At 32.8% G+C, this 21,123-nt stretch carries 14 protein-coding genes and 1 tRNA gene; 9 read left to right on the forward strand and 6 right to left on the reverse strand.

What is annotated here, in order from left to right:
* Nucleotides 1-196 precede the first annotated feature (196 nt).
* Entirely contained in the window at nucleotides 197-1,138 is a 942-nt protein-coding gene (locus ABJD27_RS12895) for a LuxR C-terminal-related transcriptional regulator (protein ID WP_348165376.1), read from the forward strand.
* A 113-nt stretch (nucleotides 1,139-1,251) separates the two neighbouring features.
* Complete coding sequence (locus ABJD27_RS12900; protein ID WP_348165378.1) at nucleotides 1,252-1,794, forward strand: DinB family protein; 543 nt, start codon at nucleotides 1,252-1,254, stop codon at nucleotides 1,792-1,794.
* Between the two features lie 112 nt (nucleotides 1,795-1,906).
* Here ABJD27_RS12900 and ABJD27_RS12905 read toward each other — a convergent pair.
* Nucleotides 1,907-1,979 (reverse strand) — tRNA-Gln (locus ABJD27_RS12905).
* Between the two features lie 152 nt (nucleotides 1,980-2,131).
* Here ABJD27_RS12905 and ABJD27_RS12910 point away from each other — a divergent pair.
* Both ABJD27_RS12910 and ABJD27_RS12915 read left to right on the forward strand, forming a co-directional pair.
* Nucleotides 2,132-5,449 (forward strand): DUF2723 domain-containing protein, encoded by a 3,318-nt coding sequence (locus tag ABJD27_RS12910; protein WP_348165380.1) that lies wholly within the window; start codon nucleotides 2,132-2,134, stop codon nucleotides 5,447-5,449.
* A gap of 1 nt (nucleotide 5,450) precedes the next feature.
* Nucleotides 5,451-6,122: a polysaccharide deacetylase family protein gene (locus tag ABJD27_RS12915; RefSeq protein WP_348165382.1), complete on the forward strand. Its 672-nt coding sequence runs from the start codon at nucleotides 5,451-5,453 to the stop codon at nucleotides 6,120-6,122.
* Nucleotides 6,123-6,171: 49 nt separating this feature from the next.
* Here the strand turns inward: ABJD27_RS12915 and ABJD27_RS12920 are convergent, their stop codons facing one another.
* Both ABJD27_RS12920 and ABJD27_RS12925 read right to left on the reverse strand, forming a co-directional pair.
* On the reverse strand, nucleotides 6,172-6,471 hold the full coding sequence (locus ABJD27_RS12920) for a thioredoxin family protein (protein WP_348165385.1): 300 nt from the start codon (nucleotides 6,469-6,471) through the stop codon (nucleotides 6,172-6,174).
* Between the two features lie 65 nt (nucleotides 6,472-6,536).
* On the reverse strand, nucleotides 6,537-7,763 hold the full coding sequence (locus tag ABJD27_RS12925; protein WP_348165388.1) for a metallophosphoesterase: 1,227 nt from the start codon (nucleotides 7,761-7,763) through the stop codon (nucleotides 6,537-6,539).
* Between the two features lie 132 nt (nucleotides 7,764-7,895).
* On the opposite strand from ABJD27_RS12925, the gene ABJD27_RS12930 reads away from it, so the two are divergent.
* Complete coding sequence (locus ABJD27_RS12930) at nucleotides 7,896-8,846, forward strand: ABC transporter ATP-binding protein (RefSeq protein ID WP_348165391.1); 951 nt, start codon at nucleotides 7,896-7,898, stop codon at nucleotides 8,844-8,846.
* A 3-nt stretch (nucleotides 8,847-8,849) separates the two neighbouring features.
* Here ABJD27_RS12930 and ABJD27_RS12935 read toward each other — a convergent pair whose 3' ends face one another.
* Nucleotides 8,850-9,917, reverse strand: a complete 1,068-nt coding sequence (locus tag ABJD27_RS12935; RefSeq protein ID WP_348165394.1) for a T9SS type A sorting domain-containing protein — start codon at nucleotides 9,915-9,917, stop codon at nucleotides 8,850-8,852.
* A gap of 261 nt (nucleotides 9,918-10,178) precedes the next feature.
* Here ABJD27_RS12935 and ABJD27_RS12940 point away from each other — a divergent pair, with 261 nt between their 5' ends.
* From ABJD27_RS12940 to ABJD27_RS12950, 3 genes are all read left to right on the forward strand, one after another.
* Entirely contained in the window at nucleotides 10,179-12,602 is a 2,424-nt protein-coding gene (locus ABJD27_RS12940; protein ID WP_348165397.1) for a carboxypeptidase-like regulatory domain-containing protein, read from the forward strand.
* 4 nt (nucleotides 12,603-12,606) lie between these two features.
* Nucleotides 12,607-17,250 (forward strand): TonB-dependent receptor plug domain-containing protein, encoded by a 4,644-nt coding sequence (locus ABJD27_RS12945; protein WP_348165400.1) that lies wholly within the window; start codon nucleotides 12,607-12,609, stop codon nucleotides 17,248-17,250.
* A 256-nt stretch (nucleotides 17,251-17,506) separates the two neighbouring features.
* Nucleotides 17,507-18,718: a two-component regulator propeller domain-containing protein gene (locus ABJD27_RS12950; RefSeq protein WP_348165403.1), complete on the forward strand. Its 1,212-nt coding sequence runs from the start codon at nucleotides 17,507-17,509 to the stop codon at nucleotides 18,716-18,718.
* A 66-nt stretch (nucleotides 18,719-18,784) separates the two neighbouring features.
* Here the strand turns inward: ABJD27_RS12950 and ABJD27_RS12955 are convergent, their stop codons facing one another.
* Together ABJD27_RS12955 and ABJD27_RS12960 are read right to left on the reverse strand one after the other, a co-directional pair.
* Nucleotides 18,785-19,243, reverse strand: a complete 459-nt coding sequence (locus ABJD27_RS12955; RefSeq protein WP_348165406.1) for a 3-oxoacyl-ACP synthase — start codon at nucleotides 19,241-19,243, stop codon at nucleotides 18,785-18,787.
* 115 nt (nucleotides 19,244-19,358) lie between these two features.
* Nucleotides 19,359-20,477: an FAD-dependent oxidoreductase gene (locus tag ABJD27_RS12960; protein WP_348165409.1), complete on the reverse strand. Its 1,119-nt coding sequence runs from the start codon at nucleotides 20,475-20,477 to the stop codon at nucleotides 19,359-19,361.
* A 158-nt stretch (nucleotides 20,478-20,635) separates the two neighbouring features.
* On the opposite strand from ABJD27_RS12960, the gene ABJD27_RS12965 reads away from it, so the two are divergent.
* Nucleotides 20,636-21,118, forward strand: a complete 483-nt coding sequence (locus tag ABJD27_RS12965) for a hypothetical protein (protein WP_348165412.1) — start codon at nucleotides 20,636-20,638, stop codon at nucleotides 21,116-21,118.
* Nucleotides 21,119-21,123: the final 5 nt, after the last annotated feature.

The following is a 21,123-nucleotide window of genomic DNA, read 5'->3' on the forward strand; positions in this document are numbered from 1 at the left end:
GTTCTAATCTTAATTGATTAGGACTTTTTTTATATATAGTATTTAATAAAAAGTATAATATAAAAAATTACTATTTTTAACTTATCAAATGTGAGCTACTTTATTTACTAATATTTAATTTTCGCCTCACACAAAATAGCATACTCTTACACTGTAAGTTAATTATAGCATTTATAAAATGCATTCAAATTAAATAATGAATAAAATTCTTCTTTTCATACTCTTGGCTATAATCAGTATTAAGCTTAATGCTCAAACAAATATATCAGGACACATATTACCTAGTGACAGTTTAATAAATGAGCAACTGATTTTTTTATCTACAAAAAGCACCGATCTCTCTAAAGAATTAGATATTATAACTAGTGGACAATTAGATAAAAATGGCTATTTCAATATTAACCAAGAACTTTCTAATGAAGAAAAACTATATACTCTTTTTATAAATGATGACAAGAAGTCTTCTGAAAGTTTCATTTTATCAAATAATGATTCCTTATTTTTTCAAAAAAGCGATTCTCCTTTTACTGTATTTACAAACACCAATGATTCTGATAAAGAATGGCAGAAGTTAAAAAAATTCATAGGGAAACAAGATACTAGTACAAATAACAGAACTATTTATTTAAATGAGATTCGCAATTACACAAAGGATTCTATTAAGATTTTAGCAATAAAATTATTGAGTATAAAAGAACTCAAAAATAAAAGCTTACTTAAAAAAGATATTTTACTTAATCCTGAATACTACTCAAGTCTACTTGAAGAATTAAAGCTAAGTGAAATTAATGTTAATGAGTATACTTTTCTAGAAAAAGAGTTAGCATTTCATAATTTAAAATCAATAGAAAATAAATACTCTATTAGCAGATTGATTAATTTCATCCTTGGATTTCTACTACTACTAGCAATTATATATCTCTTTTCATTTAAAATCACTAAAACAAAAAAAAGAAATTACGAATTAAGCAAGCAGGAATTAAATATCAAAAAACTTATTCTCGAAGGAAAAAGCAATAAAGACATTGCCGAAAATTTATTCATCAGCTTAAGTACTGTCAAAACTCACATTACTAATATCTACAACAAACTTAATGTTTCAAATAGAGGCGAATTAATTTCTAAATTTAAAAATTAATACCGGTACTAGCACTTTAATCCTACCCTACTCAGCGCACAACATCTTATATTTTATGTTCTTTTGTAGAAACGTATTACTAAACTTAAATTTCTAAACGAACCTTTAATATTATGAAGCATTTATTTATTCTAACTGCATTTATACTATTTAGCTCAGTTAAATCACCTCTATTTGCACAACAACATAGCTTTATTGAAGACTATTTAGAACGCTTGGAGAATTCTCGAAAATATTTAATTCTCATTGCAGAAAGAATGCCAGAGGAGAAATACAGTTTTAGAGCAACATCTGAGTCAATGACTTTTGCAGAAAATTTTATGCATATAGGATATGCAATAGATTGGCATAGTCAATCATTATTAGGGGGACGAGAATCCAGAGATTGGAAAACTGATACTATATTTAAGGTAGCAAATAAATCTAAAGAAGAAATGATTGCTACAATTGACAAAACATTTAATGAAGTTATAGAATTAATCAAACAATTTGACACAACTCAATTTGATGATGAATTAGACTATTTTGGATTAAATAGAACAAAGCGACAAATATTCTTATTACTAGCAGACCACGTAACACACCACAGAGGTCAAATGCTTGTTTACATGAGATTAAATGGACTTGTTCCCCCTAGATACGTTTTGTTTCAATAACTTAAAAGATGGTGTTTAAAATCAAACTGTTTCAATATAAGCAAAACCATTATTTGCAAGACCTATATGAACTAAAAAACCCTCAAGCTTTGAAACTTAAGGGTTTATAGAGTTGGCCTACTAGGGCTCGAACCTAGACTCTTCTGGACCAAAACCAGACGTGTTGCCAGTTACACCATAGGCCACTATCGTATTAGCGGATGCAAATTTAAACCAAACTTTTGGGTATGCAAACTTATTTTGAAAAATATTATAATATTTATTTACGTTTTGAAAAAATTAACGCTGAAGTTACCTGATATTCTTAACTTCGCCACAATGCAAAAAAAATAAAAACATGACAGAATTCAACTTCGAGAAGTGGAATAAAATAATAGGATGGAGCGTTTTTGCCATCGCATTACTAGTATACTCCCTCACTGTAGAGCCTACAGCAAGTTTTTGGGACGCTGGAGAATATATCTCAACTTCATCTAAATTGGAGATTGGGCATCCTCCTGGAGCACCTCTCTACCAAATCTTAGGAGCTTTTGTTTCTATTTTTGCACCAGATAGCAGTTACATTGCTCTTGCCGTAAATTATCTTTCTTGCCTGACAAGTGCATTTACGATCCTTTTTATGTTCTGGTCTATCACCTTATTAATTCGTAAATTATTACTTATTAATGAAGAAATCATTACAACCACAAAACAATATGCAGTTCTTGGAAGTGCTGCTGTGGGAGCATTAGCATTTAGTTTTACAGATAGTTTTTGGTTTAATGCTGTAGAAGCAGAGGTATATGCCCCGGCTGCTTTCATACTATCTCTACTATTTTACTTAGGACTTCTTTGGGAACGTGATATGCATAAACCTCGCGGTAACAGATGGCTTATTCTTATCGCTTTTATCGTAGGGCAATCGTTTGGAATTCACTTTATGGGACTTTTAACGATTCCTGCTATAGGATTACTTTATTACTTTAAAAACACTAAAAAAATTACTGTAAAAAACTTTGTCATTGCACTTGTTGTTGTCGTTGCTATACTATTATTTATTTTCAAATTTTTACTTCCCTATACACTTGCCATCTTTGGGCATTTAGAAGTATTTTTTGTAAACTCTATAGGTCTTCCATTTAATAGCGGGACTATCATCGCAGGACTATTATTAACTGCATTGTTTTACTATGGGTTTACGCTTTCGCGAAAGCATAACAAACCTGCCCTTAATACGGCTTTACTATGCGCTCTTTTTATCTTTATAGGATTTTCTAGTTGGTTAATGCTTCCTATTCGTGCAAACGCAGGTACTACTATTAACGAAAACAATCCAAATAATGCTCGTGAATTATTAGCATATTATAATCGAGAACAATATCCAGAAACTAAACTTTTTTATGGACCTCAATTCACTTCTGATTATGCAGGACTAGATCCTGACAACCCTTATAAGGATGATAAGAAGAAGTATGAAAAAGATGAAAAGTCAGGAAAATATATCGTTGTTAATGAGTGGCGTAATACAGGGCAAAATCTAGATGATGCACATAAAGCTTTTTTACCTCGTATGTGGAGTGCTGAGCATAATGCAAACTATATGCAATATACCGGTCCTCTTAAATTTAGGATTAAAAACAATCCAGATTTATCACAAGAATACCAAGAACACATACAGGATGTAGTTACACAATTTAAATTAGATTATAACCAAGGAAAAGTAAATCTAGACGGCTATAATGCTTTCTTAAAAAGTGAATACGGACAGTTTTTAGATGTTGAGAAACCTTCTTTTATAGATAACATGAACTATATGTTCAGTTATCAGTTTGGGTATATGTATTGGCGTTACTTTATGTGGAATTTCACAGGACGTCAAAATGATATCCAAGGACAAGGTGATGATTTTAACGGAAACTGGATAAGTGGTATTGATTGGATAGACAATCTTATTGTAGGGTCTCAAGACAACCTTCCATCTGATGTTAAGAACAATAAAGCACGCAACAATTACTATTTCCTTCCATTACTATTAGGATTATTAGGACTACTTTTTCATGTAAGTAAGGATTGGAAGAACTTTATTGTATTACTGGTGTTTTTCTTATTTACTGGACTAGCACTTAAGGTATATCTTAATGAGCGTCCCTTTGAACCAAGAGAACGTGATTATGCATTAGTTGGATCTTTTTACGTCTTTGCTATATGGATAGGCTTTGGAGCGTATGCTTTATTTGACCTTATAAAAGATTTTATAAAACCAAAAGTAGCGTTACCAGTCGCCATGATTGTTTGTTTATTTGCCGCTCCTATATTACTTGCTAAAGAAAATTGGGACGATCACGATCGTTCTGGTCGTAAAACAGCTCTTGCTATGGCTAAAAAGTACCTAGACTCTGTAGATGAGAATGCTATTTTATTTACGATAGGTGACAATGACACCTTTGCTCTTTGGTATGTACAAGAAATCGAAGGGTATCGCACTGATGTACGTGTTGTAAATACAAGTCTGATTAATACAGATTGGTATATGGACCAAATGAAACGTAAAGCTTTTGAAAGTGATCCTGTACCTAGTACACTTACACATGAAAAATATCGCTACGGTACTCGTGATGCTATTTTTTATTCTCCAATTAAAGAAGTGGATGACATTACTCCAATAAATGGTTGGCTCAATTGGATTGCAAGCGACGACCCTAGAACAAAAGAAGAACTGCGTAACGGACAACTTATAAATACTTTCCCGAGTAAGAAAATAAGAATCCCTGTAAATAAAAGTATAGCCCTTCAAAACAAAATCATTAGACCTGAAGATGCAGATTTAGTCGTACCATATATAGATATTGAGTTATCTGGGGATATTTTATACAAAAACAGACTGTTAATGATGGATATCATCGCCACTAATAATTGGGAACGTCCTATCTATTTTACTGGAGGAAGTTTTGGAGATGATGATTACTTATGGATGAAAGATTACTTACAACTTGACGGTGTTTGTTTTAAATTGATTCCTATCAACACTCCTATAGATCCTCGAAGTCCTTATGATATGGGTCGTATAGATGCAGATAAGTCGTATGACATTATTAAAAAATGGTATTGGGGTAATAGTGGTAATCCTGACATTTATCACGATCGTGAGACACGTTCTAATGGGATTACATATCGTGGTAATATTGCTCGTGTTGTAGAACAATTAATCATAGAAGAAAAACCTGAGAAAGCTAAAGAGCTTATGGATCTTGCTATGGAAAAAATGCCTGTAGATATTTTTGAGTTTTATACTCTCTTACAACCATACATTAGTGGTTATTATGAAATAGGAGAAACTCAAACAGCACGTGATCTATGGGAGAAACTGGCTAAAAAATACCAAGAACAACTTACGTATTATAGTGCTCTATCTGAGAACGATCAATATGAATATGCAGAACAAATCATTGACAATATAGAGAAATACAGAAGTCTTGTTGACCTTTTAATAGCAAATCAAGATGAAGAATTAATGGAAACTAAAGCGCAAGAATTTAATAACTATTTGCGTTTATTCTCTTTCTTTTATGATGATGAAGAAGAAACTCAAAGTTTAGAGTCATTAGAAACACTCCTTGGAGAAGAATCTATTTCTATTCCTGCAGAAGACACGATAGAAAAAGATACGATACAATAAAATGGGTCTTTTTATCCCACTTCCAATACGGGTGCCTTCGTTTATAAAATGGATGCACCCGTATTGGTATATATGGGATAGGTCTTCTAAAGAAAAGATTATTTACCTCACTTTTGACGATGGTCCAATTCCAGAAATCACAGAATGGGTATTAGACTTACTTGCACAAAAAAAGGCCAAAGCTACTTTCTTTTGTATAGGAGATAACGTACAAAAGAATCCTATCATTTTTAATAAAATCATAGATCAAGGGCATAGCATAGGCAATCATACACAAAATCACTTGAAAGGTTGGAATACAGGTATGCAAGTATATCTTACTAATGTAGCACAAGCAGAAACAACAATGTCTTCTGCACTAAATCTTCAAGAAGAACACAAAGACTTACTTCATTTCCCATTCTTTAGACCACCATATGGAAAAATAAAACGTAATCAAGCTAAAAAATTACGCAAAAAGGGATATCAAATTATTATGTACAGAACTGTTGCTTATGATTGGGAAACTAAGATATCTCCAGAGCGATGTCTACAAAACATTATAAAAAATACTAAAAGAGGTGATATCATTGTTTTTCATGATAGTATAAAAGCATCTAAAAACATGATGTATGCATTACCAAAGGCTATTGACTATTTTCTAGAAAAAGGATATGAGTTTAAAGCCTTATGAGGAAGTATTTTCTTTTTTACTAAAGAGTCTGGAATGTACTATAACTATCTTAAGAAGCATATTCTTGCATAATACCAATCAAGGTATTTGCATCTTGCTCTCCACTCTGGCGCCATTTCATCTCGCCATTTTTATAAATAATAAGTGTAGGTAGTGATTTAATACGAAGTGCTTCTGCAAGCTTATTATTCTTATCTACATCTATTTTAATCACTTTACCTTTGTCCCCTACAGCTGCAGCTACATCTCTAAGAACAGGATGCATAGATACAGAGTCTTCGTTCCATTCGGTATAAAAATCCAATAAAACGGGAACGTTTAAGTCTATTAATTCGCCAAATTTTGACATAACCTTTACGATTTAGTACTTAATGAACGGGGGATATCCATATCAAATATACTATTTTATCTTCACTATGTTGTTTCTGAGCCTTTTTTGAGCTCTATCACTGTTATTTCTGGCCATATCCCTACCCTTCCTGGAAAGGCTAAATACCCGAAACCTCTATTTACATTTATATATTGTCCTTTTTCTTTATAGATTCCCGCCCAGTGTTTATATCTCCACTTTACAGGACTCCATTTAATCCATCCTGGAATCTCTATCCCAAACTGCATCCCATGGGTATGACCACTTAATGTCAAGTGAAAATGATCTTTATGTTCGATTACTTCGTGCTCCCAATGTGAAGGATCATGGCTCAATAATATCTTAAAATCATCAGAAGATACATTTGTAATTGCTTTGTTAAGATCTCCTGCTTTTTTAAAACCTCCTGCACCCCAATTCTCAACACCAACTAGAGCAATACGTTCTCCATCTTTTTCTAAAAAACGATGATCATTTAATATAAGGTCAAAACCAATTTCTTTTTGTATTTCTTTCAAACGATCTAGATTTGCTTCCTGATGAGCTTCACTTTCCCAAGACACATAATCTCCATAATCATGATTCCCTAACACAGAAAATTTACCATCTTTTGCTGTTAGTTTATCAAACACATCCATATAAGGCTCCATCTCTTTTGCCTCATTATTTACCATATCACCTGTAAATAAAATTGCATCACTTGCTTGTTCATTAATAAGATTAACAGCATAAGCTACCTTTTCTTTATTATCAAAACTCCCACTATGGATATCACTTATTTGTGTAATGCGGTATCCATCAAAAGCAGCCGGCAAGTCTTCAAAATGTAATGTATATTTAAGTACTTTAAAATTATAACGTCCTATAATGACACCATATAAGATAGAAGCAAATGGTATTGCAGCTAGTCCTAAGGCAATCTGACTTATAAATTTACGCCTCGATGGTAATGTGTATGAAGTATTTTTACCAGAAAGCTTATAATAGAGCCCTTCTAAGGATCGAAAACCATCTTCTCCAAACATCACCACTATAAGCACCATTTTGGATACAATCATGATAATAAAAGTCACTATAAAAAACTGTGTCATGGCTGACCATTGACGTCTATCACCTGTCGAGAATTGCCAAAACAAACCTCCTATAACTAAAACTGTAATAAGAAAATAAAGTATCGTTCCTATACGTCCTTTTACAAAAAAACGAAAGGCCTGATATGCATATATATCAAGAGCAATTACAATTGCGATAAATAAAATGAAACGAATCATTATAGAAATTTTAACAAAAATAAGGTGTCCATAGAGAGCTTGCTATCTTTTCACTTTTTTTTAACCAAAATAGTATGTATTCTTAAAACAGATATACATTTTTCATACTACAAATACTACCTTTGTAATTATATGCTTGTCATTTCAAATGTTTCGTATACGATCTCTGATCGTTTCTCACTAAGGAATCTCAACCTTCAGATTGATCAAGGGAAACATGTCGCTATCATAGGAGAAAGTGGTTGTGGTAAAACAACCTTACTTAAATTAATTTACGGGCTATTTGATACTGACTCAGGCACGATACATTGGAACAATACACAAGTCACAGGTCCTAAGGAAAACCTTGTTCCAGGGATGCCTTTTATGAAGTATCTTTCTCAAGATTTTGACTTAATGCCTTTTATCTCTGTTGAAGAAAATATAAAAAAATTCTTATCTCGATTCTATCCTGAAGAAAGTGCTCAACGCACTCAGGAATTACTTGAAGTTGTGGAGATGTCCGCTTTCGCGAAAGCGCATGTAAAAACACTTTCCGGAGGACAAAAACAACGTGTTGCTCTGGCACAATCTCTCGCAAAAGAACCCGAAGTTTTACTCCTTGACGAGCCATTTTCTCACATAGATAACTTTAGAAAAAACAGACTTCGCAGAAAACTCTTTACCTACCTTAAAAAACAAAATATCACCTGTCTTGTCGCCACTCATGATAGTACAGATGTATTATCATACATGGATAAAACCATTGTAATACGTGACGGCATTATCCTTGCAGATGATATGACAACTACGCTTTATAAAAATCCTAAAACACATTATATCGCTTCACTTTTTGGGGAAGTAAATGAGCTTCCAGCATATTGGTTTGATCAAGAAATTACAAATAAAGAGACTACTATGCTAGTCTATCCTCATCAATTAGAAGTTGTAGATACAGGAGTTAAAGTCGTTGTAACACAAAGCTATTTTAAAGGCAGTCATTGGTTAATTGAAGGTAAACATGATGGATTGCATGTGTTTTTTTATGAAACTAGTGATTTAGAAAAAGGCAAAGAAGTCTCACTAAGATATAAAACGAATTAATGCTTACTTTTTAATAAAACGCTTAATTATAGTCTTATCATCCTTTGATATAAAATGAGCAAAATAAACCCCTTTACTTAAATAGCTCACATCAATAATATATTCACCTTCACTCATACCATCTTTGTTTGACGTAATAATCTTTCCGTTAGTATCTAAAATACGTAACTCACTTATATTCTCTCCTTGAAAGAATAAATCATCGGCTACTGGATTAGGAAAAATTGAAGGCGCAAAAGAGGCGTGCTCTTCAAGAGATAGCGCAGCATCTGCTATAACAAAAATAGAACCTTGATTGCTGTCTGTAAAGTATAAATCAGTATGATCAATCACTAGATTTTCAATAGTATAAATGGTTGGATCTAACGTAATAAAATTCACAGGTGCCAAAGGAGCTGGTTGATTACGATCAAAGATAGCGACAGAATTGCTTTCTTTCAATAAAGCATAAAGATAATCTCCTTGAACTTCCAGTTGATCTATAGGCTCATCAAAATCTATAAGAAACTCCATAGTTTCACTAAAAGTACTTAGTGTCGCCCTATGTAATGTACTCCCATGACTGTAATAAATAATATCATCTTCTATGGCTATATTTGTTACGATTGGATTTATAAAGCCAAATGTTTCACCCCCTTCAAATGGGTCAATATTGGTAGTGCTATTAAGGAAAGATCCAATATCGGTAATAGGGAAGTAGTATTCTTCATTATACTCCTTAAGATCGTATACATCAAAACTAAAATCCATAAACAATGTAGCATTAGTTATTTCGGTAGTATCAAATGGTGCTTTATACCAATGAAATATATTTCCAAAATACACAGAAGACTCATCCGGATTCCAAAATATATATGCTACACCTCCAGGTGCAGTAGCAATTAATAGTGCCTCATTTGGATCGAAAAGAGAAAGTTGTTTAAGCCCTATATTTTGATCTATGTAATAGACATATCCATTCCTAATCTCAATGGGACCTAAATCACCTCCATCTTCATAAAACAATTCCGGAGTTTGTGAGAAAGTGGATACTGTTATTGAAAAAATTAAAAAATAAAGTGATTTTTTCATTCAATGGCTATTTTTAAAAATGGGTCTAGTTAAGGGTATGCTTTCGCGAAAAATCATTTCATCTCCTCCTTCTTTACTTAGTAGACTCTGATCTATAGAAGAGGTTGCGCCAAAAAAACTTAACATCTCACTTCTTGATAATCCTTTTCTCACATATAAAACATAAAAACACTTCCCTCACTCAAACATCTACTTCCCTCATTCTATGTTTTTATCTCCCCAAGGTCAAATTACTTTTGGTCACAACTAAAACAATCACCTATGAGAAATATAGTACTTATTATTACTTTATTAATAACCACCATCGCTTTTTCTCAACGAGGTATTATATCTGGAACTTTAACAGAGGAAGGAGGTCCGCTTCCTGGTGCTAGTATTTCTATTAAAGGAACCGACATAGGTGTTCAGACCGACTTTGATGGAAATTATGCCATAGCATGTAATGTGGGAGACGTAATTATTATAAGTTATGTAGGATATACAACCAGAGAGTTTACGGTTACCCAAGAAATGTTTAGTGATAACATTAATCCATATTCAGGTATAATAGTAGAACCTATAAAGAGTGCTGCATATACAGATGCATTACAAAAAAACAAAGCAAGTAACAATACAATTCCTAGCGCAGGCACTACCTCATATACGTATACTAAAGAAAAAGGATATCGTTCTTTTTCAAGAATACAAAATATTAACACTAAAAATAATGTAGTTTATCTCACTTATTTTAAACCTGACATTTATATAGAAGGAGCAATACGTAGCTCTGTAGCTTTAAGAAGCATCAAGTCTAGAAATTTACTCAACACTGCAAACAATAATTTTAGAACTGTTTTTACAAATGATCATGATGCTAATGTATCGCTATGGTCTCAAAAATTTAAGAGTAACCTCACGGCTTCTTTAATTACAGGTCGTAATCTTTACAACACAAATTCAAATACAAAAATATCCATAGGTGGCTTTTATCAAAATAATAATGGTAATAACAGAAAGGTTCCTTTAAAAGTAAGAGTGCATGCAACAACAAATTCTGATAATCTTGCAAATATTAATGGTTTTCAAAATATACTCTTACATAATCAATTCATTATTTCTGAAAATAATCCGAATAGTACAGCATCCTTTTTACGCACAACAAGAAGTAAAAAAACACAAAACCACCTTACCACCTCTTTAATTGCCTCACATTGGATTAGTGATGATGTTAGTCTCCATTCAAATTCTAGTGCTAGTTTTGATCATATCGAAGAACAATTTAATGCACAAGCTGGAACTTTAGGCTTTAACACACCCTATTCTTCTATTAAAGAGATACGATCTCATCAGATACAATCTGACCTCTCGATAAAGACAGATTTTGACATCTCAGATTTTATCTCGGGTGATACTAATACTAACGGGTCATATCGTTTTACAAATCTAGATTATACTTTTTCAGAACCTAATGAATCAATCCCTCTTACTATATCTCAAGACCTCACAAAACAAGTCTTTGAATTAAAAAACGTTGTTAGTTTAGATTATGACAATTTCTTATTTCTCACATTATCTAATGTAAGTTACACAAGTTCAATCCAAGAAAGTGATTGGTGGATTCCTCAAGTGACTCTGGCATTTATTCCTACAGCTACATTTTATGGTTTACGTTCTGATTTTTTCAACTACGCAAATATTTCTATACGTTATGGAGAAAATACAAAAGACAGCCCTTTATTATATGGAAACTACAGTCATAATGCACTTACCATCACACCAGAAAATGCAATATTATTTTCAAATAGAATTGATCTTTTTACTGATTCTGATCTAAAACTAGAACAAGGAAAAGGTTTTGAAATTGCAGGAGATTTTCGATTTATAAGTAATCGATTTAAACTCAGTATAGGATATTCAAAAAATGAGAATGCAAATGGGGTATTTCCAGTTTTACAAGGAGATTCATTTATTCTAAAGAATACAGCAAATACAACATCACATGGTTTAGACATAGAGTTCACATCTGACAATACCCGAAATTATAGCGGGGATTTTGAATGGAGTACGAGTATATCGCTTTCGCGAAAGCGTGTAAAAGTATCTAAACTACTTTCTGATGAACAACGAATACCTATTTCAGGATTTTCTACCATTAATACCAACCTCATCGAAGGAGAATCTGTAGGTGTTATTGTGGGGAGTGCATTTGCAAGGAATGAAGAAGATAACATCATCACAGACGAAAATGGAAATCCACTCATCTCAAATCAGTCACAAATTATAGGAGACCCCATTCCTGATTTTAATCTAGGGGTTTCAAACACTTTTAAATTTGACCGATTTGAATTTGGCTTTATACTAGACTATCAAAAAGGTGGAGATATATGGAATGGGTCTCAAAAAGCTATTCAAGGATTCTCTGGAATAGATGAAGGTTTTATTGAGGATGGGAGTTATTTAAATCTTAAATCAATCACTGCATCTTATGAATTTGCCAATAAAAAAAAGCAAAGAGAAAGTCAGCAAAACGCACTTATAACTTCGTTCAAAGTAAGCTTATACACACATAATATTGCTACATGGAGTGCTTATAAAGGCGCTACCCCTTATAGCTCTTTTTTTGATGGAGCAAGCAGTCAGGGCCTAAATTTCTTTAATACTCCTATCGTATCTCAAACTGGAATACAAATCATCGCTAAACTTTAAAACCATGATAAAAAAACATATATACTTCTGGTTATTTTTATGCATAAGCACTATAACATTAGGACAAGAAAAAACAATAGAAATAAATGAAGTAAATTATATCGAAAAGATATACACACATACTGACCGTTCTTTTTATTTTCCTGGCGAAACTATTTGGTTCAAAACATACATTACAAATGCACATCAAAACATCACATCATTAAGTGATGTGGTTTATGTAGAATTAATATCTCCCGAAGGAAATAGCATTCAGAAGGCTAATTATCGTATTGAAAACGGATATACATATGGTCAATTTGAACTTAATAATGATTGGGTAGGTGGTATCTATACCATAAAGGCATATACACAATGGATGCTTAATTATGGGGATACTTCGCTTTTTTCAAAAAAAATAACAGTTCAAAAAATAGTAGAGCCACGTTTACAAATGAAGTTTGACTTCAAAAAAGAAGCATATGGTCCTGGAAGTAATGTACAAGCTTCACTCATTTTAAAAGATTTAGAAAACAACCCATTAAAAAACAAAGAATGTACTTATACAGTAAGTATTGCTGGACAACGTGTTTCTGAACAAAACATTATATCTAATAACGATGGCGAACTCTCTATACGTTTTTCATTACCCGATTCTTTAGATACAACAGATGTTATTATTAATGTATTAATTCCTCATCTAGGCTCTAACGAATCTATCTCAAGAAGTATTCCCGTTACACTAGATAATATTGACTTACAATTTCTTCCAGAGAGTGGTGTCCTTTTAGAAAATCATAAAAACACTATTGCCTTTAAAGCTATAAATGCATATGGAAAGCCTGCAGATATAAGTGGAATAATTAAAAACTCTACAGGCGATATTGTTGTTCATTTTGACAGTTTTCACAATGGTATGGGAAGTTTTGAACTTACCCCTAGACCTGATGAGCAATATACTGCACATATTTATGAACCTTTTAAGTCCAAGAGCGTCTACAAAATACCCAAAGCTCAAAAACACGGAATTAGTATTCATCTTGACAAGATGAATGAAGAACAAGTTACTTTTACAATCACAAGTTCAGAAAACAAAGAAGTAGAATGGTGTGTAAGCGATGTAAAACAAACGCTCTACAATGATCAAATTCATCTAAAAAAAGGAAGTCAAAGTGTAACGCTAAACACATCTACATATCCTCAAGGGATTACAAAGTTCACCATACAAACGTTAGATGATCAATATACTTCAGAACGACTTGTATTTATAAACTATGACAGAAAACTGTCTATTGATATTACAACAAACAAAGATTCTTACACAACTCGTGAACAGATAGAAGTAGACATCTTAACAAAAGATCAACATGGTAATCCTGTACCTTCAAATTTATCATTGGCAGTTGTTGACAATAAACTATTAAGTTTTGCAGATGACAGACAAGATCATATAGCTTCTTATTTATTGATGTCCAGTGAACTTAAAGGAACTGTCTACAAACCTAATTTTTATTTCAATCCTAAAGAAGATAATGCTCAAAAAGCATTAGACTATGTATTACTTACACATGGCTGGAGGAGTTATATAACAGAAAAAACTAAAAGTATTCAAACAGCACAATATCCCCCTGAAAGTTTCTCTATTCAATCTGGCGTTATTGTCAATAAAAAAGGTACTCCTACCCCTGCAAAATTATTATTGTTTGATATAAATGGAGACGATGTCTTACCCTTCAAAACAAATGATAAAGGAGTTTTTTTCTTTAAAATAGAAGATGGAAAAGAATACACTCTTCTAGCTTATAATGATAACGGAGAAAAGCTAATAATTAAATCAAATAACTCTAATAATAGTTATGATTGGCAAGTGATAGAAAAGCAAAGAAATAAAGATAAAGCTATTAAGAAACAGGAGGAATTACTAAAGAAAAAACTAACAAAACCCACAGCAAAACCTATTATAAAAAAAGCAATCGAAAAAGAAAAAATAGCTTCTAATGATGTATCTGTTACTTTGGCTAGTGACAACCAACTTAGTGAAGTTATTGTAACAGCTCAAGGAATAGTAAGAGAAAAGAAAGCACTTGGATATGCCGTAAGTGAAGTTAGTTCTGATGAGATAGGTTCTAGAGCAGAAGGAGATGTAGGAAGAATTTTATCTGGAAAAGCAAGTGGTATCGCAATCACAAGTCAAAGTGGAACTTCTGGTAATGCTACAAATGTTGTGATAAGAGGGGCAAATTCTATAAGTGGTAGCAATCAGCCACTATTTATTATTGATGGAGTCCCATATACAAATGAAACTTCAATTGGTATTCACCAATCTATAGATATAGATCCTAATAATGTAGAATCTATAAATATTTTAAAAGGGATTACCGCTGCAACATTATATGGTACCGCTGGTAGAAATGGTGTTATTGTGATTACTACAAAAGGGGGTAATTACCGTTCTTCATACAAAAAGAAGAAAATTAACAATTCAAAATATCGAAACTACACAATAGAAAATTTCTCATCTACAAATTACAGAAATTATACTCCAAGCAAAAGGTTTTATGTTCCATTATATGACCATCATCAATTAGATGAAGAACGTACTGACTTTAGACAAACTATTTATTGGAATCCTATAATACAAACAGATGAACATGGAAAAGCTACATTAACGTATCATAACTCTGATGCTATTACCTCTTTTAATATCATTGCAGAAGGTATTAGTGCAACTGGAGAAGTAGGTCGCACAGAAAAGTCGTACAATGTTATAAACCCTATTACCATTGATTATAAAACACCTGCATATCTATCTGTAGATGACGAAGTGGCTCTATTTATATCAATAAGAAATAATACAGAACAACCTATTACCGGGACTTTGTCTATGGAGTTACCAGAAGAAATCCGTTTTATAAATACATACGCACCTCAAAAAATAACGATAGACCCTAAAAGTTTCACAACAGTACAAGTTCCTATTCGTGCATTTAAAAAAGCTAAAAACATTGATTTAAAAGCACTTTTCATAAGTGATACACATTCTGATTTCTTAACCACCTCTACAACTATTATAAGTCCATATTTCCCTACAGAAGCATCACTATCTGGGTTTAAAAATAAATCTTTTGAACTAGCAATTGACAATGCTGTCTCAGGAAGTATGAGTGCTGAATTTAATCTATACACAGATATTGTAGGGGAAGTCATGGACGGTATTGCGTCTTTAATACGTAAGCCTTATGGATGTTTTGAACAAACTTCTTCTAGCACATATCCTAATATTATGGTGCTTAAATACTTAAGAGAAAGTGGCAAATCAAATCCTGAAATAGAAGCAAAAGCCCTTGACTTCATAAAACAAGGATACAAAAGGCTTATCAGTTTTGAAACTAAAGAAGGTGGCTTTGAATGGTTTGGACATACACCTCCTCATGAAACGCTAACTGCCTTTGGTGTGCTTGAATTTACCGAAATGAAAGAAGTTTATCCAAAAGTAAGTGATGAGATGATTACCCGCACAATACAATGGCTTATGGATAGAAGAGATGGTAAAGGTGGTTTTCATAAAAGCAAAAAAGGATATGACAGTTTTGCAAGTTCACCCCAAGATGTTGCAAACGCATATATCGTGTATGCACTGAGCGAAGCGGGTATTGCTGTTGACATTCAAAAAGAATATGAAGTCGCTTATAAAGATGCTTTAAAAAGTAATGACAGTTATAAAATAGCACTTATGGCTTGTGCTTCATTTAATCTTAATCAGATAGAAAATGCGACACGACTTTTACAGCAAGTTAAATTAAACATTGAAACTCATGGATTCAATAATCTCCCTGTTAAAAACACAATCACTAGATCATATGGTAATGACAAGCAAACTGAAACACTTGCTTTTACCATTCTAGCATTATTAAAAGAGCAAAATCAAGATCCTTCACAAATAGATCAAGCAGTAGAACATTTATTAAACAATAGAAAACATGGTAGGTTTGGTGCAACACAAGCTACAGCAATGGCTCTAAAAGCTCTTATTGAGTACACAAAAACACAAAAATCAAAACTATTACGCGATAATGATTTAATTACAATCAACATTAATGGCCAAACTTCTGAGAAAAAATTAATCACTTCTCCAAGCGGAAAAATATCTATAGATGGTCTTGAAAAAAGCCTAAAAAAAGGTATAAATACCATTGATGTTCTTTTTTCTGATGCAAAAAAACAATTCCCTTATAGTCTAGATATTACCTGGGATAGTACTCTACCAGAATCTGCTATAGATTGTCCTTTAGAGTTATCGACTACGATTATGCAAGAAAATTATAAAGTAGGGGATATTATAAGACACAACACAACTATAAAAAATAGCAAAGATGATGGATTAGGTATGGTGACTGCTATTATAGGAATTCCTTCCGGAGCATCTGTGCAGCCTTGGCAACTCAAAGAGTTAATAGAAAAAAACAAAATTGCTTTTTATGAAGTATATGACAATTATGTAATATTCTATTGGCGTTCTTTTAAAAATCAAGAAGAAAAAACAATACACTTAGATCTTAAAGCCGAAGTCCCAGGAACATACATTGCATCTGCAAGTTCTGTGTACTTATACTACGGAGAAGAATACAAACACTGGATAAAAGGAACACACATTAAAATAGAAAAATAACGTATAAAGATTGTTTAGTTGGTTTGTTAGAAGATCCGCATATATGTTTTTAGGAGGGCATAATGCGGATCTGTTTTTTATAAATCTAAGATTCTCTTCACTTTTAAAATTCATATACATTGCAAAAAACACCTCCGAAAATCATTATCGGGGCTTACGGAACTTTAAAAACGACTCTCGTAAACGTTTATAATATAACACCTTGCATATTTTATTTTATTTGAAATTAGAGTATCAATTTTAAACAAAAACAGATATGAAAAAACAATTATTTTTAATTATGGTAATGATCACACTTACAACAGTGGGTCAAACATTTACAAACTATAGAGAAGCAGATGGGCTCTTTCCAGGATTGGTAAATGAAATTATAGAGGACACTAATGGTGATATATGGTGTGTGGGATGGATTGATCCTTCAACACCAGGAATTGCAAAATTTGATGGAACAACTTGGGAGCTTTTTGGAACAGAAGAAGGTGTACATAGTAATAGTATGATTTGCTCATTGCAAGACAGTTTTGGGTCTTATTGGTTTGGAAGTGTTGCCATAGGACAAGCAAATGGAGCAAGTAGGTTTGATGGGTTTTCTTGGGCCTACTATCCCACAGAAAGTGGTTTTGGCGGAGAAAGCATAGGGGATATCATAGAAGACAGTGACAATAATTTATGGTATGCAACAAATGGAGGTGCAACGAGGTTTGACAGGAATACATTTATAAATTATACAGTAGATGATGGTCTGCCTAGTAATAATATCACATCTGTGATACAAGATAAAAACGGAAATATGTGGTTTACGACATTTGATGGAGGCGTTTCAAAATTTGACGGTACATCGTTTACAAATTATACCGTTGCAGATGGACTCGCTTCTAATGAACTATCTAGAGTTTTTGAAGACAGAGATGGAGATCTATGGTTTAGTTCTGGTTTTAGCAATACGGGCTTAACACATTTTGATGGCACTTCTTTTACCATATTTACGACTGCAGATGGACTTGCAGCAAATAACATAAGAGAGATTGCTCAAGACAACGATGATAATTTATGGTTTGCAGGAAGTGAAGGTGTCACAAGATTTGACGGCACAAACTGGTTAGTATTAAATGAAAGTGACGGTCTTCTAAGCAACTTAGTAAGAGGCATAGAACCTGACGAAGAAGGCAATATATGGTTTGGAACTCTAGAAGGGGTAAGTGTTCTTAATGCTGGCTCTCTCTCTACAACACAGGAAAAAGAAGTTTTGTTTTCTATTTTTCCAAATCCTTCACAAGATCAATTTACGATACAGTCAAGTGTTTCAGAAATTGTAAAAGTCGACCTGTATTCTATTCTTGGAGAACTGATCTCTTCACAAGAAAATTCTAAAAATATTGACATTACATCTTTTTCTTCTGGAGTTTATTTTGCAAAAATTCATGGACTCAATCAACAAGTCCAAACGATAAAAGTGATCAAAAAATAGTGAAGTAATAGTTTATAAAAATAGGATATTCTCAAAAAGGAGTGTTTTGAAAATATCCTATTATATTTAATAAATAGTATGAATCTTAATTACGCTTTCGCGAAAGCGTACTTCATCCCCTTCATTCTTTCCCAATAGTAATTGTCCTATAGGTGACCTTACTCCAATAGCATAATAAACTTCATCTTGGATTTTAATCTCTCCAACGGGTACCCCTATAAAATAGTTTGCTTGACTTGTTTTTACAATACTTCCTAAATGTACAGGTCCCGAAGAAATCTCTGTAGAAATACGATGAAGAATCACTTCTAATTTTTCTATCTCCGCAAGTTGTTTTCCTGCATTTTCTCGTTCTAATTGAAGCATGGCCCTACCTGTCTCATGCTTATCTCCTGCTGAACTTTTTGTTTCCTCTTTAAGAGACAAGGCGACATTACTCAATATCTTATCTACTGCAGTACGACGTACACCAAGTTGTGATTTACAATACTTAAATAGATTTTCTTTTAATTCTTGTTCTTTCATTCTTTATCTAATGTTATAAGGAATAAAGGAAAGAGTTATCATTTACCTATCAGATCAATGAAGTTCCTTTCTACTTGATTCAAAACCATATTAATGGACAGTATAGAAATAATCATCAATCACTTACCAGACTGGCTAAATCTCTTCCTATCTGACTTCCTATAGCTACTCCCATTCCTCCTAATCGAACACCAATACATACATGTGCTGAAATAGATTGCACGATAGGTTTCTTTTGTTTGCCTACTCCCATAATACCACTCCACCTTCGATCTATTTTAAAAGGAGTATCAGGTAAAATCACTTCTCTCAATAAACGTTCTAATTCTTGTTGTACTAATTCCGTCTGGCCTAACTCTGTCGTTTCCTCCGTTGCAAAATCCAAATTACGCCCTCCTCCAAAAAGAACACGATTATTAATATTTCTAAAATAATAATATCCTTTATCTAGATGAAAAGTTCCTTTAATTTCTAGGTTAGGTATAGGCTTTGTAATTAACACTTGAGCTCTAGCTGGTTGTACTTCTTTAAAACCTAACTGAGACGCAAATCCATTTGTTGCTATTAATAATTTCTTAGAATCTAGTTGAAAAGTATTTGTTGTAATTTGAACATAATCATCTTTTTCTTCATAACCAGAAACGACAACATTATTTAATATTTTGATTTCTTTACTAATGGCAAGCTTCAATAAACTTTCCATCATTTTTCCAGTATCTATTTGCCCTTCAAATGCATTATAAATGTACTTATCCTGGATATGATTAAATCCAAAAGAATTATCCTTGATACTATATACTGGCGCATTAAATACAGGATATAATAATGTATTTATCCTTTCTATATGTTGCAAACAGTCTTGATACAATGCTTCATCTTGATCTGTAAAAAGCTCATATCCTCCCCATTCTTTATAATCTAATGCTGTATCGCCTACGATGTTTCTTAACAACTTCAATCCTGAAATACGTTGCTTTACTAGAGAAACAACCTCTTTTTCCTCATGAGATTTGAGGTCATCTAGAATTTCTGAAAGACTTCCAAAACAAGCAAATCCTGCATTTTTTGTACTTGCTCCTTGAGGCAACATTCCTTTTTCTAAAACAAGAATTTTTGCTTTTGGATATAACTCTCGCAAACGCAATGCACAGTTTAATCCCACAATACCGCTACCCACAATTGTATAATCGATAGTAGATAACCATGACGTATGCTCCCAGTAACTTAAATTCATAGAGGTATTCCTTTTTGTAAAAATAAGCATCCCAAGCGATTTTAAGTTATTTAGAAGAGTATTCCTTTCCTCTATTAATACAATGATTTGGCAAAAAAAATCATATTTCTGTTAGTCTATTTAGATGTTTACGTCTAAGCCAGTCTAACAACATAATCATGTTATCTCAATTACTCGTTTTAATTTTATGGTTTGCACCTTCTTCTGATGGAGATGCTGTACGTATGTACAATAAAGAATACTACGCTAATGGCAATCTTAAAGCTGAGGGATGGATTATGGATAGTGAAAAAACGAGTTATTGGTATTATTACCATGAGAATGGAGAATTAGCCTCTAAAGGTCATTATAAAGGAAATCAAAAAACAAATTACTGGTATTATTACAAGAAAAATGGTTCTTTAGAACGCGAAGGACATTATAGACAAGGAATAGCCGAAAATTGGTGGATTTTTTACGATCTTGCAACCCAAGAAAAACGTAAAACACAATACCAAAACAACAAGAAAAACGGATTTAGCTTAGTATATCAAAAGAATAAACTTATTAAAGTCGAAAAATACAACCAAAACATGTTTACAGGAGCATGGTCGGACATTCGTAGTTTTAGACGTGACAATCCAGATGTAAAGCTATACTAGATTCC

The sequence above is a fragment of the Dokdonia sp. genome (assembly GCF_039945015.1).
GTDB lineage: Bacteria > Bacteroidota > Bacteroidia > Flavobacteriales > Flavobacteriaceae > Dokdonia.